Genomic DNA, 15,956 nt, shown 5'->3' with positions numbered 1-15,956 from the left:
CAATGACTATTTCTGGTCAGGTAAACATAAGCGTAATTACACTATTTTATCCCGACCCATCATGACTCAACTACCATAAAATATAGTTTATGTCTCTTTAATTTTGGAAGATGAATAAATTAAATAACTGGTAATTATAGTCATATTTATGACCAAGATCAATTATACTCAGCTAGTTGATCCGATTAATTCTCCTCACTTAGGAGAGGAACAATCTCGCAGATGGCCAGTCAATCATACTTGGGTGCGATTGTCTGGTTTTAACTAATTGCGGTAAAATTAACCTAAATTCTCTATCGGCAAATTCGATGACTTCCTTCACTACTTCCCTAGCTCTTTTAAGTCAATTTAAATTGGGAGATTTAAACTTAGAAAATCGTCTTGTGCTTGCTCCCATGACGCGAGCGCGAGCTGGAGAAAAACGTCTTGCTAATGAGATAATGGCCGAGTATTACCGGCAAAGGGCCAGCGCGGGATTAATGATTACGGAAGCGACGGTAATTTCTCCCCAAGCTAACGGTTGGCAAAATACCCCCGGTATCTACACCGATGAACAAGCGCAAGCATGGCAAATGGTGACAAAAATCGCCCAAAGAAAAGGAACACCACTTTTTTGTCAATTGTGGCACTGTGGTCGCGCTTCTCACCCTAGTTTTCAGGAAAATGGGGCTTTACCCGTTGCCCCTTCCGCAATTAAGATTAAGGGGGAGTTGCATACACCCATCGGCAAACAGCCCTACGAGACCCCTAGAGCCTTAGAAACCGAGGAAATCCCCACAATTGTCGCCGATTACCGCCAAGCCGCTCAGAGGGCAAAATTAGCGGGGTTTGATGGCATAGAAATTCACGGGGCTAATGGTTATTTAATCGATACTTTTCTACAATCGGCCACTAATCAGCGTCAGGATAAGTACGGTGGCAGTTTGGAAAATCGCTATCGTTTTTTGCAGGAAGTGGTCGAGGCAATTTTAACTGTTTTTCCCAGTCATCGGGTGGGGGTGCGTCTGTCTCCCAATGGCGTTTATAATGACATGGGTTCCGAGGATTTTCGAGAAACTTTTCTCTATGTTGCCCAAAGATTAAATGAGTACAATTTAGCTTATTTGCATCTGCTAGATGGCTTGGCTTTTGGGTTTCATGAAAAGGGTCAACCGATGCTTTTATCCGAGTTTCGTGCTGTTTTTAATCGTGCTTTAATCGGCAATTGTGGTTATACCAAAGAAACTGCTGAAGCCGCTATTCAGTTAGGAGATGCGGATTTAATTGCTTTCGGTCGCCCCTATATCAGTAATCCCGATTTGGTGGAAAGATTCGCCAATAATTGGCCCCTTAATCCCGATGCTGAGATGAAAGATTGGTATTCTTTTGACAAGGAAGGTTATATCGATTTTCCCAGTTATAAACCCTAGTTATACTAAATCCAGTTATTAAAGACTGATTATCTATTCCTCCTTTTGCCTCTTGCCTCTTGCCTATCCTGATAAGTAGCCTATACTCAAGGGATTTAAGTAAGTACCTAGGCAAAATTAATTACATACTCGCCTCCAAAATTGTCCAGCACTTTTTTAACGTAAGCGAGGAGGCTCTTTCGGTCTTTATAGGCGCTAAATTCAATCCATTCATATTTTAAAAATCTCCATAATATTTCAATTAAATTTAAATGAGGTGAATAAGTGGGCAACCAAAATATTTTCAAGTTTTTCTTTTCCCATTCCTCAAGTTTCTCCATAAATGCCTCGCTGGTATGAATGGAAGCTTGGTCAATTATTATGACAGTTTTTTTCTGTATATTTTGGCAATATTTATCCAGAAAATTAATAACTATCTCGCTAGTAACCGTTCCGACCTGTGTCTCATAAAATAATTGATTATCTCGTTTCATTATTCCTAAAATATTTAGTCTTTTACCTTCAATTGGTGGTAACTTTATCGTGGTTTTTTCTTCTTGCCAAGCGTCAGGAATACAAGGCTTTGAATCCCCTCCCATTTCATCCAAATATCCTATCTCAATCTCTCCTCTTTTTTCCTGTTTTTTTAGTTCTTCTAAAATAGGTAGTTTGACCTCAAGCTCCCACTCATCAGGGGTTTTGGCGACCCCTCTTCTCACCCTTTTCCACCTCATGTTGATTTTTTTTATGAGTCTTTTTATCGTGTCTTTGCTTACGGTTAATTTCCCTTCTTCTACAATTTTTATCTGGATTTTTTTTAAGCTTTTCGGTTCTTCTTTTACCCAGTCAATAACTTGTTGACCTTGGGCTTCTGTCAATTTAGGTTTTCTCCCTCTTCCTCGACGATTATAAAAACCAATTAGTTTTCTATCTTCCCAGGCCGTCAACCAATTATAGATGGTCTTTCTCGTAACTCCAAATATTCCGCTCAATTCTTCTATCGTGGTTCCCTGAAAACTTAAGAGTATACATTTCGCTCGCTCTCTTACTTGATGATGTTTACTAGCTCGATAAATTCTCTCTAGCATTTTCTGGCTCTCGGGGTTTAGGTCTCTAATCAATCTCATTGTATTTTCCTGCTGCTTCGTTTTTTTATGTATTATACTTCTTAATTTTTTATTTGGGTAATTAATTTTGCATGACTACTTAGCTGGTTATAATTAAATTAAAAATGGATTTTAGGTTCGATCCCCCCTGCCCCCCTTAATAAGGGGGGTGCCGATAGGCGGGGGAATCTGACAGTTTTTAATACCTACCTACTTAGTATTAGATATGTGTAATTAATTATGTCTAGCTACTTATCCATTATGTATGTGCCAAAATTCAATAGGCGAGAGTGCCTTTGTCCCTAACCAAAAAGGAAGGCGTTTAAACCTTCCTTACCATAGAATTGGTCATTTATTGCCGTTTGCGAGCCAATAAACCCAGAGAACCCACCGCTAATAAACCTAAAAGGGTGCCTGGTTCGGGGGTTGTCTGTGTCTGGGCAGGTTGAATGGTCCAGTTAGCAGCAACGATATTACCTGATACATTGGTCAATTGGACCTTGTAATAATAATTTGGGTCAGTATAGTAAACGCCATTGCCCCCATTCACGTACCATCCTATAGGTGTTTGTGTAGAATTGGTTGAGACGACATTGACATTAGTATAATCATACCACTCAGAAGGAACAGCCGTTAACTGTCCTGAGGCATTGGTGACAAAGCTTCCTGTGCTAACACTCAACCCATCACCCCCATTAGGATTAAAGGTGGTAACGTGGGCCCCATTACCAAAGTTGAAGGTGACAGTCACAATGTCACTGGCGTTCCATGTTTGGTTGAACAGGGAAGTTCCCCCATTGTCAAGCTGATAGGTGATAACCGCAGTATCACCGACAATAACGTTATCGACATCAGCAGAGAAAACAGTATCCCCCGCATTTCTCACAAAAAGTACGATCACCAACCCCCGAAGCCTTACAAAATCTGGGTTTTGACTGGGTGATCGCCTTGTAGCAAAAACGACAGTGTGTTGTTAGGATTCAACTTAAGCTCATCATCAATTAGACCTTGAAAAAAGAACAAATTTAAAATGCGTATTTTTAGGTTAATTAGTTGATAAAGTCTCAATTTTAAGTAGAGAATGAAGTCAAAAGCTTGCTATAATTTAATCATTAAAACTATTTAAAGTATGTCAAGTTTATGACTCCTAGTTCAGACCAGTCTCGACTCAATCAATTAAATTTTGGAAACCTCAATGGAAGACAAGTAATCGCTAATTTTGAGGGAGGAAAAATCACCTCAGATGCAGGAATTATTTTGATGGCAGAGTTAGACCAAAAGCTAAAAATAACGGCTCGGTTTGCCGAATGTTTTCGAGATTATCGAAATTCATCCTATCTAGATTATTCAGTTCATGAACTACTCGCACAAAGAGTTTATGGGATAGTTTTGGGATATGAGGATGTCAATGATCATGATAAATTACGTCATGCTCCAGCTTTAGCAATAGCATTGAAAAAACTAAATTTTATTGACTCAGCCCAAGCAAATTTAGCGGGAAAAAGTACAATTAATCGACTAGAATATTGTCCGGAAACAGTCATCAATCAAGAGAACAGTCGTTACCATAAAATCGAGCCTAACCCCAAAGAAATTGAAAAAGCTTTTGTGGACATCTTTCTAGAATCCTACAAAAAGCCACCGAAACCAATTATTTTAGACATGGATGTCACCGATGACCAAGTGCATGGAAATCAAGAGGGAGCGTTTTTCAATACTTATTATAAAGGAGTGTGTTATGCTCCTTTGTATATTTTCTGTGAGCATCATTTATTAGTAGCTAAACTCCGGTCTTCTCATGTAGATACTGCTGGGGGAGCATTAGAAGAATTGCAGCGAATAATCGGTATAATTCGAGAAAAATGGTCAGATACGCAGATATTAGTACGAGGAGATAGTGCCTATTCCCGTGAAGATATCATGAAATTTTGCGAAAGTCAAGCAGGAGTTGATTATGTTTTAGCAATGGCAACGAATAGTCAATTAAAATTACGAGCGACCGATGTAATTGAGAAAGCTAAGGCAGATTACGAGCAAAGACTTCAGCCAGTTACTGAATTAATGGAGACGTTATTTTCTCCCGATGAAGAGTTAGGAGAATTGGCGAAATTGGTACCAGAATCGACTTGGTATCGTTCCCTATGTTATCAAACCCAAAAATCCTGGAGCCGTTCAAGAAGAGTGGTGACAAAAGTTTGTCCTGGTAGTGAGGGCGTAAAAATTCGCCACGTTGTGACTTCTTTACCTGCATCAAAGATTCCCCCATCTAAACTTTACACTGAAAAATATTGCCCCAGAGGTGAGAGGTCAAATCGAATTAAAGAGCAACAATTAGACTTATTTGCTGACCGGAATTCGACACAGACATTTGAGAGTAATCAATTATAGTCATTTCAAATAAGTGTGAGACGAGGGAAAAATAAGGTAAAATCAAGAGAAACGAGCAACCCATACAGAAAAATGTCTTATAGCCTAGACTTGAGAAAAAAAGTAATCGATTATGTAGAGAATGGGGGAAGCATAACCAAAGCCGCCGCTCTATTTAATATAGGAAGAGCGACGATATATAGATGGCTAGGTAGGGAAAAACTGGAAGCAACAAAGGTAAAACACCGTCAGAGAAAGCTGGACTGGAAAGCACTGTCAAAAGATGTCCAAGAAAATCCCGAGGCAAGATTAAGAGACAGAGCCGAGAAATTTGGAGTGAGACCAAGTGCCATTTGCTATGCCTTAAAAAACATGAAAGTTACCAGAAAAAAGAAGGAACTTCGTTATAGAGAAAGAAACCGAGAAGAAAGAATGAAATACTACAGAGTGCTGAGAGAATTGATTAAAATATATGGAAGTGAAAGCCTTGTATTTATTGATGAGTCAGGGTTTGAAGAATTTCAAGCCTGTTTTTATGCTTGGTCAAAAAAAGGGAAGAAAGTCTTTGGAGATAGACAAGGAAAACGAGGAAAAAGAGAGAACCTTGTCGCTGGTAGAAGAAAGGGAAAAAAAGACTTTATTGCACCGATGGTATTTACGAGAAGCCTGAATGCCGAAGGTTTTGAAGGGTGGTTATCTTTATATTTGTTGCCCTCTCTAACCATAACATCAGTATTAATTATGGATAATGCACCAATTCATCGGAAGACAGTCATTAAACAACTGGTAGAGGAAGCAGGTCATCAGGTCGTGTTTTTGCCAAAATACTCTCCTGATTTAAATGATATCGAACATGATTTTAGTGCATTAAAGAGGGCAAGAATGTATGCTCCTGTGGGGACACCCCTTGATGAAATTATTCGTACTTATTGTGTCGCCTAGTGTCTCGTTCTTATTTGAAATAACTATAAGACTTTGGTTGTCATCAATGGCTTATGTTTTAATGCAAGCTTTTCGTCAAAATTGTTTGGCTAAAACTTCTTTTGCCAAAGCGACAGTGGGAACAATTCGCCTTAATTTCCTTAAATTAGGAGCTAGAATTACTGTTAGTGTCAGAAGAATTTTAATCGCAATTGCCAGGCTCTTCGTTACCCTTTATGCTAAATCAACATACAAGATGCCAAGATAACATACTTCTAACCCAAAAATTCCGAAAGTTTCTCAAGCCATAGCCTCTCCGTTTTATTAGTTTAAGTTTATTGTTGATTCCCTCGACCACCCCATTCGTTGTCCTTCGCTCGAAATAACTAATTATTTCTCCAAACCAGTTTCGGATTGTTTGACAACTCTTGGTAAAAACACTGGAGGATTTTGCCAACCATTCCGAGATGGATAGCATTCCCTCTGTCGGATTCTCTGAGGTTTCATAAATCTTTCTAAATTCTTCCTTTAATTCCTGCATCTTTTTCAAATTTGGGAATTTTTCTTTGATAGCTTCTAGTTTAATTTTTTGGGGTTCCGTTAAATCTTCTTCATTTTTTAACAGGCTATATTTACTTCGCTTTAAAACTTCTAGCTTCGCTTCTTTTTCCGCTTTCTGTTTTTTATTTTTCTGCGCTTCTACGGCTCTTTTTTCTGCTCTTCTCTGTTCGTCTAACTCTTGATTAATTTGTTTCATTACATGGAATCTATCGGCGACTACTTCGGCCGATGGCATCAATTCTTTCACCAAATTTTTATAAGGCAACCAAAGGTCTATGCTCACTTCTTCAATTTGCTCTAACACCTCTTTTCCCCAGCCCGTAAGCGTTTCTCTCAACTCTTCTTGTGTTCGCTTCTCTAGAATAGCTATTAGTTTTCCCGTATCTAAATTTACTAAAACCGCACAGTAATTTTTTTGTCCTTTGACTAGAGCGATTTCATCAATTCCTAGTCTTTTTAATTCCGATAGGTCTGGCTCTGTAATTTCTTCGGCGATGTCCTCTATCATTCTTTGAATCTCTTCTTCCGTTACGTCATTTATTCGACTAACATTTAAAATATCTCCTTCTTTTAATTGTTCGAGTATATTTGCGGCTAGTCTTTTCGTATAGGTTCGTTTCTTGGCGACAAAATCTAACTCTTCGCTAAAGGGTCTCTGACAATTATCGCACTTAAATTGACGACGATTAATTTGTAGGTATACTGGTTGACCTGAGATTGGTAAATCTTTGACTAAATGTCGATGATTTTGGTGGAGTTTATCGCTCTCTAACCCACAACGAGGACAGGTTGCTTTTTGATTTTTCGATTCGATTCGGCAAACTATACCGATATTTTCTAGGTGTAGATAGCCTTGAATACAGGTTCCTTTTAGGTTCAAAAATTTGTCAAGTATCATAAGTAAAATAATCTCGTTTTTGGCTATTATATCAAATCTTAACTCAATTGTCTATCTTTTGGTATTAACCTGTTGATGCCTTAAGTCCTTCCCTGTATGGATTTCAGCTACTTTTGAGCGTAGGCGCTCTCATCGAATTTTATTTTAAGTTAATTATTTGCATAACAATTCCCGAAGAGCCAATTGCCAGTTCTTGTCCCTATCAAGATATTTTAGCGATAGCTTACTCTAGAATTCAAGCGATAGCGGGAACTGGATAAGTTGAAGAGTTTTCAAAGATCATTAAATAGTCTTAAAAATGGCTGCTTATAAATTCAGCTAACTTTGTCGTGAACATTTTCCCTAATTGACGGAATTTTTCCAGTAATTCAGGAATTTTTTGATTAGTTTAGTCAGATTATTCCTTGATAACTAAGCGGGTTTCTCTTATTTTTGAAAAACACCAACTTTTAACCTCCAAATTAGGTTCTTAATTCAGTTTGTGAGAAATGCGGGTATCCGTATAGGTAGCGGTAAAAATGGCGGCATGGGCGGGAATGGCAGTGAAAACGGCACAAGTCACCCCAGGAAGGCAAAGGGCTTTTAGCAGTTGATTAGTCATTTTTGATTGATTGACAAGTTAATTTCATGGCTAAGAATGGGGAAAAACTGCTCGTTATACCCCATAAATCATTGCTTAACAGCAATAAGCAGCCTCATTCTACCCCCCCCCCGAATTTGTCAAGTATTCTCCGTTTTTTATTGATGAATCCGGAAAAAAGCCCATCAGGGAGAGACTGGAAGGGTTCGCCAAGGAAACATCTTAAATTAATCAGTAATGATTAAGATTGAGCTATTTTAGGGGTTAGGGGGGAGCAAAACGTCCTAATCTTCGTGCGTACTGCTATAAAATAAGAGTATGAAAACTGACACGATTTTTTATCAACTCTTTCAATCATTCCCCTCTATCTTCTTTGAATTAATTCAACTCCCTATCACCGAAGCGAATAACTACCGCTTTGACTCAGTGGAAGTCAAACAACTTTCCTTTCGTCTCGATGGAGTCTTTCTGCCTCAAAATAATCACCCCCAGACTCCTATCTACTTCTGTGAGGTACAATTTCAAGAAGATGAGGCTTTTTATCAGCGCTTTTTCACCGAAATATTCTTATATCTCAGTAAAACTGACTTAACCAATGATTGGCGGGGTGTGATTGTCTATCCTAACCCTCAAGTAGAAACCGATAAAGTTCAACGCTATCGGGAACTCCTCAACTCCGAGCGAGTGAGACGGATTTATCTGAATGAATTAGAAAACATTCCTCAAACTTCGATTGGTTTAGCTACAGTCCAATTAATCACCCTATCTAAAGCAAAAGCGATTGATAGCACCCGAAAATTAATCCAAAGAGTGCGGCAAGAATTAACCCCCGACCAAAAACCGCAAGAACTCTTACAATTAATAGAGACGATTCTCGTTTATAAGTTACCGCTTCTCAATCGTCGGGAGATAGAAACTATGTTTAGTTTAGATGAATTAAAACAGACTCAGTATTTTCAAGATGTGCGCGAAGAAGCGCGTCAGGAAGGTCGTCAGGAAGGTCGTCAGGAAGGTCGTCAGGAAGGCAGACTAAACAAAGCACTAGAGGCGGTCCCTCGTTTGTTAGCCTTAGGGTTAAGTGTTGAGCAAGTCGCATCCGCGTTAGAGTTAGAGGTTGAACAGGTTAGAGCTATACAAAACGGGACATAAAAAAATGCGATCGCCTTGTAAAATAAAAGCATGAAAACTGACACGATTTTTTATCAACTCTTTCAATCTTTCCCCTCTATCTTCTTTGAATTAATTCAACTCCCTATCAGCGAAGCGAATAACTACCGCTTTGACTCAGTGGAAGTCAAACAATTTTCTTTTCGTCTTGATGGAGTCTTTCTGCCTCAAAATAATCACCCTAGATTTCATCGTAAAACCGGGGTTGGGACGGGGATAAAGTTATCCCCTCACCCAACCTTACTTACCAACGATTTAAGAAACCGCCACCATTACCCCAGCGCGGTCGGGAATTAAAGAAACCACCACCGTCAGACCAACCATTACGCCAGGGCCGCGCATTAACGAAACTACCGCCGCGACCATCTACCCAACCGCCAGCACGACTATTCCCCCAACCGCGATTGCCACCATCTCCCCAGCCTAAAGCTTGTAAACTAGGATCGGCAGTACCGGACGGCAGTTGGTTAACCCGTTCGCGTACAGCGCTAGATAGACGACTTAAACGCGCTTCAATGGGATTAGCCTCGTCTGAGGCGGCCTGGGCAGTGCTAGTCAGACCGAAGGCAGATAAAGCGAGAAGAAAGCCGACTAAACCAGTTTTATTGCTGATATTCACCTGAATTTATGCTCCTATTTGGCTTCTTGGGGATTAATTTGGGCGTGTTCGATAACTTTGAAGGCAAAAAACCCCTTTAATAATTCTGGGGGGATGGGAACCATGCCTTGACTACCGAACCAGCGATCGATTTGACTAACGGTGGCCGTATCATTGGTGATGTAATCCTGCATCATTTTAACAATGGCATAGTTGACATCATCCAAAAAAGTAGAGTTATTTTCGGGAACCATGCAAGCGATGCCAAAATTAGCTAGAGCTTCTTCGGGGACGATTTCGTAGATTTTAGGGTTATCTCTGAGGATTGTTCCCGCTAAAGAGATGCTATCCCCCGCTATTGCGTCGATTTTACCGGTTTTTAAAGCTTCGATCGCTTCTTCTACGGTGCTGTAGGTAGTAACAATTGTCGCTTGCGGTTGTACTAATTTAATCACATCGACGGCCGCAGAAGTGGGAACCAAGGCGATGCGTTTACCGATTAGGGATTGAGGAGTGGAGAGATTGCTACCTTTTTTGGCTAAAATCCTAATCCCAGAAATGCTGTAACTGATGGAAAAATCGACCACTTTCGCCCTTTCCCAAGTAAAAGCCGTACTACAAGCGATATCGATTTCCCCGCTACGAATGAGATTAATTTTCTCTCCGGGTTGGTTAGCTTCAATCATTTGCAGGGTGACGGGACGACCGAGACGAGTTTCCAGTCGTTTTCTAATTCGTTCCAACACATCCATAGAATAGCCGACTAATTCCCCCTTATCATCGATGTAGGAGTAGGGAATCGCATCAAAACGGGTTCCTACGGTCAAAAATCCCGTGCGAGCCACTTTTTCCACCACTGTTTCCGCTAAACTTGCACTAGCGAGGAACATAGGTAATATGCAACCTAGTCCCACTAACTGTAAAATTTTCTTCATAAATCGAGTGCTTGCTCCCGTACAAACATAACTATACTAGAATTCACTAAAAAATCTTCAAGGTTTCCATAATAATTTCTGTGAACTTTTACAAATTAGATGGCGGTTCAAGGCGAATTAATTGACCGTTACCTTCATCGGTGAGCAGGTATAAAAATCCGTCGGGACTTTGACGCACATCCCGCACCCTCTGACCGATGGGAATCGCTTCTTGATTGATAATTTCACCCGATTTATCCACTGACAGACGGCGAATATCCCTGGAAACTAAACCACCGGCAAATAAATTTCCCTGCCAATTAGGAAAGCGATTACCGGTATAAAAGACCAATCCCGAAGGAGCGATCGCAGGTGTCCAAATTGTTTTCGGATCAATCAGACCGGGTCGAGATTCTGGCTCTTCGGTAATTGTTATGCAATGGACGGGGGTTATAAGGGATGGAACCCTTATATAGAAAGGCATTTAGCGATTTTTGTCAATTATTTTTGATCTAGAGCGAACTAATCAATTAAGTCTCTTACCAGATAAGGATTTAGTCGATTTATGACCCCCTATCGAACCATACCAAGTAACGAAGAACCGAGATTCTTCGCTGGAAACTGGGGTATTAGTGCCGTATAGCAGAAACCACTGGCCAACCATAATTTTTACCTTTTTCAATTAAATTTAATTCATCCCCTCCTTGCGCTCCATGTTCTGTTGCCCAGACTCTTTTAGTCATCGGATCAAAGCTGATTCCTTGAATATTCCGATGACCATAACTCCAAATTTTAGAACCGGCAAAAGGATTATCTTTAGGTAGAGAACCATCGTCATTGATGCGGATAATTTTACCTAGGGTCTGCTGAAAAAGTTTTTCCTGGGGGCAGGGTGTGGGGTGTGGGGTGTAGGGTGTAGGGTTTTACTCATTTTCAGGTGGCCAATTACCTAATTTTCAGGGAAAAAGTGCCTAAATTTCCCCCCGATCACTCCCATATCCAGTACTTTTTGATTGCCAAAAGGTCTAAAAGTCTTACCCAACAAGGTTTTTAGCTTTATTCAGCAAAGTCTACCTAAATGACTTTGCAGATTTTGGGACTGTTTTCTAATTAAATCTCCCGCTAATTGTAGAGGAGGATTACCCCCGTCCCCAATCGCTACCAATAAAGTGCCATCCGGTAGCCATAATAACCGCGAACCGAAGTGTTGAGAGTCGGTTTTTGCCTGGGAAACTTCAAAAATAACCCGCACATCTCGCAAACTTGCACCATCTTGACACTCCCGTCGCGCTCATGCGAGGGATTCTTGGTTCATCGAGTTTCCTTAATCTGACAGGACGTATCCAATCAAACCAGAGGGAATCTCTCCCCAAGCGTATTAGTTTCCGTGTGTCCCACGGTACTTAGTCCCTTTTTGAGAATATTGATAGCGGCGTTAATATCTCTATCTTCTACATAGCCACATTCAGGACAAATATGGGTTCTTGTAGATAGAGATTTAGGTACTTTTTGACCACAATTAGAACAATCCTGACTCGTGTTATGGAGGGCTACTGCTACTGTAGCCTTACCATATTTAAAACCAAAATATTCTAACCATTGCCGAAAAGTTGACCAAGCCACATCATTAATAGATTTAGCTATTCTAGAGTTTTTTACCATGCCTTGAATATTTAAGTTTTCGTAAGCGATGAAATCGTTAGATTTAATGACGCGCAATGCCTCTTTTTCGACAAAGCCTCTACGTTGCCTACTTACTCTTAAATGTTTTCTAGCATACCTCTTTCTGGCCCTTTGGTAGTTGTTTGACTGAGGTTGACCTTTTCTAAACTTTTTAGATTTTTTCCGATTTAGACGGTTTAATCTTTTTTCTGCCTGGCGATAGTATTGCGGTATTTCTACCGTTTCCCCATCACTATTAGCGTAGAAAACTTTTAAACCTACATCCAATCCCACACATCTTTTAGTCGGTTCTAGGGGTTTCGCATATTCCCGAATATCAACACTTAGACAGAATTGGACATAGTAACCATCCGCTCGTTTAACAATTCTAACTCGTTTAATTTGGTCTATAGGATAAAAGTTTAGGTCTCTAGTTCCTTTTAGTTTAACCGTCCCAATGTTTTTCTTATCTGTGAAAGTTATTTTCTTTCTATCCTCTGATAGTTTCCACCCACAGTTTTTATATTCCACAGAACGATTATTTTTCTGAAACTTGGGATAGCCTTTTTTACCTTTTATTTTTTTCTTACAATTGTCATAGAAACGGGCAATAGCTGACCAGGCCCGTTCGGCCGATGCTTGTCTAGCCATAGAATTTAGAGTATCGACAAACTTGAACTGTTTGGCGAGAACTGCACAATATTTATTGAGAGAATATTTATCGATTTTGTCTTCCCTCTTGGCATCTATCCAAAGCCTTAATGCTTTGTTTCTGATGAATTGTACTGTACGAATAGCTTCATCAATGGCAGAACACTGACTTGGTTTGACCACGGCTTTCATTTCTAAGACAATCATTGTTTATCGACCTCAAACAACTTATTTTATATTAACCTGTACAGCATAGATTGTCAAGATTTTAGTCGTGCTTCGCTGTTTTATATTGGTCGGGGTTTCATCCCGTCGCTAAGTGCGAGGGTCTTCACCCCGACATTTGAGATAAACCGCACGAGCGACGCGGGTACGATTAGCCTCCTGGTCTCCGTGGGCATAAGTTAGATAAATCCAGCGATTTTGGGCAAATTGGGGATGAATTGCCACATCGAGCAGTCCTCCTTGTCCGACGGCAAAAACTTCGGGAACTCCAGCGATGGCTTTTGGGTCTAATTTGCCCTCTCTAACTACTCTTAAACGACCGGGGCGCTCTGTGATGAGGATTTCCCCGTTAGGTAGCCAAACCATCGACCAAGGATGCTCTAAACCCTCGATTACGGTCACTTTTTGCCATTGATTTCTCTGGGAATTATTCGCCGAAGTTAATACATTTGCACCTTGACAACCGGAGATAATTATGGTATGTAAAACGCTAGATACTAAAGGCGAGAAAAGGCGATTGAGAGAATTAAGCATTAGTTGGTAACTCCCCAAGTTTGCCATGGCATAGACATCATTAAGGTTGGTTCGGGTTAATTGCTCGTACAAACTATTTGGCAATACCTCTAATTTTCGCTTTTACTTTTTCAATGAATGAAGAAGAATTCACATCGTGGAGATGTTGTTTACTGGCTTTACTTAGGATTGATGCCACTAAACCAAAGGAGGACTGTGAAGAAAAAATCAAATCATTACAACTGGCTAACAAATACATATCCATTAATGCTTCTATGCCATTTTGAACGCGATCAGGACATTGATCCCAGTTCTGGTGCATTCTTTCTCCCGATGGTGGAAACCATTTTGGTGTGGTGATAATATTTGGGAACTCCTCTTGAAATTTTTCAACAACTTCTTGAGAATCTGTAGCCAAGAAAATGCTGTTAAATTTATTGTTTTTGTTGATTTTTTTAGTATTAGTAATTAGCTTATCTAAAGGAATCTTCATGTCTGTGTATCTGACATGAACGCCTAGGGTATTCACTCCAAAGTAAGATGATCGGAAATCTTCGATAGACTGAATAATTTCAGGTTTCAGGCTTAGATGAGAGTTTAATACCTGTTTGATAATAGTACGATCATCCATTTTTGCCAAGTAATCGAACTTCCCATGAAAAAGTTGTCTCATCTGGTTGATTTTATGAGTATAGGCACAGAAAACCAGAATCTCACTCTCATAATTTGTTCTAGATAATTCAACCGACATAGATTGATCCGAAATCCTTAAATCTTTTCTTAGTCCACCAAAAGATTGATCTAACTTATCAATCCATATCTCAGGATAGACAGACTTGGTATCAGGTATAGATTCTACTGAAACGGTCTTTGGACAGTTAAAAAATAGAGGGAAGGAGTTGATATCGTCATGACAATAAGTATTATCCCGCCAATCAATAACTAACTGGCGATTACTAATTTCACTATAGATTATTGCACCACAGGCGGCCAGAATTCGGTTTCCCATGCCAGAGGAACCTTTACAAATCAGAAATTTTCTAGAGCTATTCATATTTTCTATTAAGTATCTACTAAACTATAAACCTAGGCGAAGGCGAATTCTTTTCAAACTAAAGGGAGAGTGAGCCATAAATAGCTTCACAAATTCTAGGCGACTTTGAATGTCACGATATTTTTTTAGGTAGTAAAATAGTGCTTCTAAATTAATAGCAATACCCTTGCGATACAGGTAATGCGCCAATTCTATGCCACTAATCTCATTTTTTAAAAGGTCAATTAACTCAAGACTGCTAGGTAAGCTATTGGGGCGGAATGAGGAACTATAGGCAGAGTTTACCCATGATGCTTCTTTCCCTTTATAGGTTTTAGATTCTGGGTGTCCAAAACCTATATTATAGATCAAAGAAGTTTTGGGAATAAGGTGAACCCGATTTTGATACAAAGATGCAAGAGTAAGAGTAATAACCCAGTCAGTTTGCTCATTTCTCTCTAGCCAGAACTGGTTTATTATAGTCATTTTTGTTTGCACGGTGGCGGGTATATTATAGAATTTTCCAAAAGGATTATATTGTTTTGGCTGATTGATGAGAGCGATATCATTCCAGCGATCGGCCCAGATACCGAATCCCCAAGAAAAAACTCTACGAGAAAGAGCAAAATCCTCTTCGATCAAATGATATGCTTGCTCTGGAAAGGCTGCATATCCGCTAATCGAAAAGATTTTTTTATGTTCACGGTATGCCTCTAATAGACGGCACATCCTATCATAAAAATATGGATTGGGAAAGTTATCATCTTCCAAGTAAACAACAGATTCATAAGTGGATAGGACTTCTGTCAAGGACAAAATGACATTTTGATCACAGCCCAAATTTTGTGACCGTAACCTTATATCTACTGGAATTTTACTAGAGAACTCTTGCAGTAAAGCAATTGTTTGATCAATCAGGGGTAGATCAAGTTCATTTCTTGCTCCATCCACATAGGCAATGATCTGATGAGGAAATAGAGTCTGTTGGGTTAAACCCTTTAAAACTTCCTTGAGTAGATCGGGACGAGTAAAAACTATTAAAATAACTGGCGGCAAAGAACTAGGTAAAGGCACCTCATCAAGAGACATTGGTAAATTTGTTAAATTCATAGACTACCGCACAACAAAAATTTTAACATCTGCACAAATCATGCCCAATATGGTAACACCTTAATTTGACTGTGTCAAGCTTAATTACACTTCGATAACTCCCAGCTAGAATTTTTTGACCTTAACTGGAGAGAAAACTTTTACTATAATGTTCGGATATCCTGTCTCCTTTGCCTGACCACTTATTAAGGGACTTCCAAAAAATAAACTATTCATGCTCAAGAATAATAATCATTCTCGGAGTGTAGGAGGTAGGGGTCGA

At 39.6% G+C, this 15,956-nt stretch carries 12 protein-coding genes and 8 pseudogenes; 7 read left to right on the top strand and 13 right to left on the bottom strand.

Annotated features, from left to right (window positions below):
- Window positions 1-308 precede the first annotated feature (308 nt).
- Window positions 309-1,409, top strand: coding sequence for an alkene reductase (locus tag MAE_RS15750; RefSeq protein WP_002796869.1), 1,101 nt, complete (start codon window positions 309-311; stop codon window positions 1,407-1,409).
- Window positions 1,410-1,516: 107 nt separating this feature from the next.
- Here MAE_RS15750 and MAE_RS15745 read toward each other — a convergent pair whose 3' ends face one another.
- Window positions 1,517-2,515 carry an IS630-like element ISMae24 family transposase gene (locus MAE_RS15745; protein WP_012265275.1) on the bottom strand — a complete coding sequence of 333 codons (999 nt, stop codon included), beginning with the start codon at window positions 2,513-2,515 and terminating at the stop codon, window positions 1,517-1,519.
- A 331-nt stretch (window positions 2,516-2,846) separates the two neighbouring features.
- Window positions 2,847-3,395, bottom strand: a complete 549-nt coding sequence (locus MAE_RS15740) for a PEP-CTERM sorting domain-containing protein (RefSeq protein WP_231859633.1) — start codon at window positions 3,393-3,395, stop codon at window positions 2,847-2,849.
- Between the two features lie 239 nt (window positions 3,396-3,634).
- Between MAE_RS15740 and MAE_RS15735 the strand changes: the two are divergent.
- From MAE_RS15735 to MAE_RS29945, 3 genes and pseudogenes are all read left to right on the top strand, one after another.
- Window positions 3,635-4,879 (top strand): annotated as a pseudogene (locus MAE_RS15735) (IS1380-like element ISMae9 family transposase); the annotation flags it as partial.
- A 75-nt stretch (window positions 4,880-4,954) separates the two neighbouring features.
- Complete coding sequence (locus MAE_RS29950) at window positions 4,955-5,803, top strand: IS630-like element ISMae21 family transposase (RefSeq protein ID WP_012264307.1); 849 nt, start codon at window positions 4,955-4,957, stop codon at window positions 5,801-5,803.
- Between the two features lie 25 nt (window positions 5,804-5,828).
- Window positions 5,829-5,999, top strand: a pseudogene (locus MAE_RS29945) (transposase); the annotation flags it as partial.
- A gap of 27 nt (window positions 6,000-6,026) precedes the next feature.
- Here MAE_RS29945 and MAE_RS15725 read toward each other — a convergent pair.
- The gene (locus MAE_RS15725; RefSeq protein ID WP_012266465.1) at window positions 6,027-7,241 is read right to left on the bottom strand and encodes an ISL3-like element ISMae36 family transposase; all 1,215 of its coding nucleotides are present in this window, start codon (window positions 7,239-7,241) and stop codon (window positions 6,027-6,029) included.
- 113 nt (window positions 7,242-7,354) lie between these two features.
- On the opposite strand from MAE_RS15725, the gene MAE_RS33430 reads away from it, so the two are divergent.
- The gene (locus MAE_RS33430) at window positions 7,355-7,501 is read left to right on the top strand and encodes a hypothetical protein (protein WP_158303534.1); all 147 of its coding nucleotides are present in this window, start codon (window positions 7,355-7,357) and stop codon (window positions 7,499-7,501) included.
- A 233-nt stretch (window positions 7,502-7,734) separates the two neighbouring features.
- Here MAE_RS33430 and MAE_RS35770 read toward each other — a convergent pair.
- Window positions 7,735-7,842: pseudogene (locus MAE_RS35770) on the bottom strand (PEP-CTERM sorting domain-containing protein); the annotation flags it as partial.
- Window positions 7,843-8,139: 297 nt separating this feature from the next.
- Between MAE_RS35770 and MAE_RS15720 the strand changes: the two are divergent.
- Window positions 8,140-8,970: an Rpn family recombination-promoting nuclease/putative transposase gene (locus MAE_RS15720; RefSeq protein ID WP_012266463.1), complete on the top strand. Its 831-nt coding sequence runs from the start codon at window positions 8,140-8,142 to the stop codon at window positions 8,968-8,970.
- A 30-nt stretch (window positions 8,971-9,000) separates the two neighbouring features.
- Window positions 9,001-9,174, top strand: a pseudogene (locus MAE_RS32385) (DUF2887 domain-containing protein); the annotation flags it as partial.
- Between the two features lie 58 nt (window positions 9,175-9,232).
- Here MAE_RS32385 and grrA read toward each other — a convergent pair.
- From grrA to MAE_RS15680, 9 genes and pseudogenes are all read right to left on the bottom strand, one after another.
- Window positions 9,233-9,607, bottom strand: a complete 375-nt coding sequence (grrA, locus tag MAE_RS15715) for a GrrA/OscA1 family cyclophane-containing rSAM-modified RiPP (protein WP_041804155.1) — start codon at window positions 9,605-9,607, stop codon at window positions 9,233-9,235.
- Between the two features lie 14 nt (window positions 9,608-9,621).
- Complete coding sequence (grrP, locus tag MAE_RS15710) at window positions 9,622-10,521, bottom strand: extracellular substrate binding-like orphan protein GrrP (protein WP_012266460.1); 900 nt, start codon at window positions 10,519-10,521, stop codon at window positions 9,622-9,624.
- Between the two features lie 88 nt (window positions 10,522-10,609).
- Window positions 10,610-10,903, bottom strand: a pseudogene (locus tag MAE_RS27735) (PQQ-dependent sugar dehydrogenase); the annotation flags it as partial.
- Between the two features lie 195 nt (window positions 10,904-11,098).
- Window positions 11,099-11,369: pseudogene (locus tag MAE_RS29935) on the bottom strand (PQQ-dependent sugar dehydrogenase); the annotation flags it as partial.
- A 191-nt stretch (window positions 11,370-11,560) separates the two neighbouring features.
- Window positions 11,561-11,764: pseudogene (locus tag MAE_RS34130) on the bottom strand (PQQ-dependent sugar dehydrogenase); the annotation flags it as partial.
- Between the two features lie 83 nt (window positions 11,765-11,847).
- Window positions 11,848-13,020, bottom strand: coding sequence for an RNA-guided endonuclease InsQ/TnpB family protein (locus tag MAE_RS15695; protein ID WP_012266456.1), 1,173 nt, complete (start codon window positions 13,018-13,020; stop codon window positions 11,848-11,850).
- Window positions 13,021-13,161: 141 nt separating this feature from the next.
- Window positions 13,162-13,572 (bottom strand): annotated as a pseudogene (locus tag MAE_RS15690) (PQQ-dependent sugar dehydrogenase); the annotation flags it as partial.
- Window positions 13,573-13,645: 73 nt separating this feature from the next.
- On the bottom strand, window positions 13,646-14,605 hold the full coding sequence (locus MAE_RS15685) for a NodZ family protein (RefSeq protein ID WP_012266454.1): 960 nt from the start codon (window positions 14,603-14,605) through the stop codon (window positions 13,646-13,648).
- A 24-nt stretch (window positions 14,606-14,629) separates the two neighbouring features.
- Window positions 14,630-15,694: a sugar transferase gene (locus MAE_RS15680; protein WP_041804154.1), complete on the bottom strand. Its 1,065-nt coding sequence runs from the start codon at window positions 15,692-15,694 to the stop codon at window positions 14,630-14,632.
- Window positions 15,695-15,956: the final 262 nt, after the last annotated feature.

Origin of the sequence: Microcystis aeruginosa NIES-843 (genome assembly GCF_000010625.1) — a bacterium.
Taxonomy (GTDB): Bacteria; Cyanobacteriota; Cyanobacteriia; order Cyanobacteriales; family Microcystaceae; genus Microcystis; species Microcystis aeruginosa.
Note: the sequence above shows the minus strand (reverse complement) of the source record. Positions and strands in the feature narration are given on the sequence as shown.

What these genes read in the sequence shown, in the direction of transcription:
- MAE_RS15680 (WP_041804154.1), bottom strand. Translation starts at nt 15,694, where the DNA reads ATGAATTTAACAAATTTACCAATGTCTCTTGATGAGGTGCCTTTACCT.
- MAE_RS15685 (WP_012266454.1), bottom strand. Translation starts at nt 14,605, where the DNA reads ATGAATAGCTCTAGAAAATTTCTGATTTGTAAAGGTTCCTCTGGCATG.
- MAE_RS29950 (WP_012264307.1), top strand. Translation starts at nt 4,955, where the DNA reads ATGTCTTATAGCCTAGACTTGAGAAAAAAAGTAATCGATTATGTAGAG.
- MAE_RS15750 (WP_002796869.1), top strand. Translation starts at nt 309, where the DNA reads ATGACTTCCTTCACTACTTCCCTAGCTCTTTTAAGTCAATTTAAATTG.
- MAE_RS15725 (WP_012266465.1), bottom strand. Translation starts at nt 7,241, where the DNA reads ATGATACTTGACAAATTTTTGAACCTAAAAGGAACCTGTATTCAAGGC.
- MAE_RS15695 (WP_012266456.1), bottom strand. Translation starts at nt 13,020, where the DNA reads ATGATTGTCTTAGAAATGAAAGCCGTGGTCAAACCAAGTCAGTGTTCT.
- grrP (WP_012266460.1), bottom strand. Translation starts at nt 10,521, where the DNA reads ATGAAGAAAATTTTACAGTTAGTGGGACTAGGTTGCATATTACCTATG.
- MAE_RS15720 (WP_012266463.1), top strand. Translation starts at nt 8,140, where the DNA reads ATGAAAACTGACACGATTTTTTATCAACTCTTTCAATCATTCCCCTCT.
- MAE_RS15745 (WP_012265275.1), bottom strand. Translation starts at nt 2,515, where the DNA reads ATGAGATTGATTAGAGACCTAAACCCCGAGAGCCAGAAAATGCTAGAG.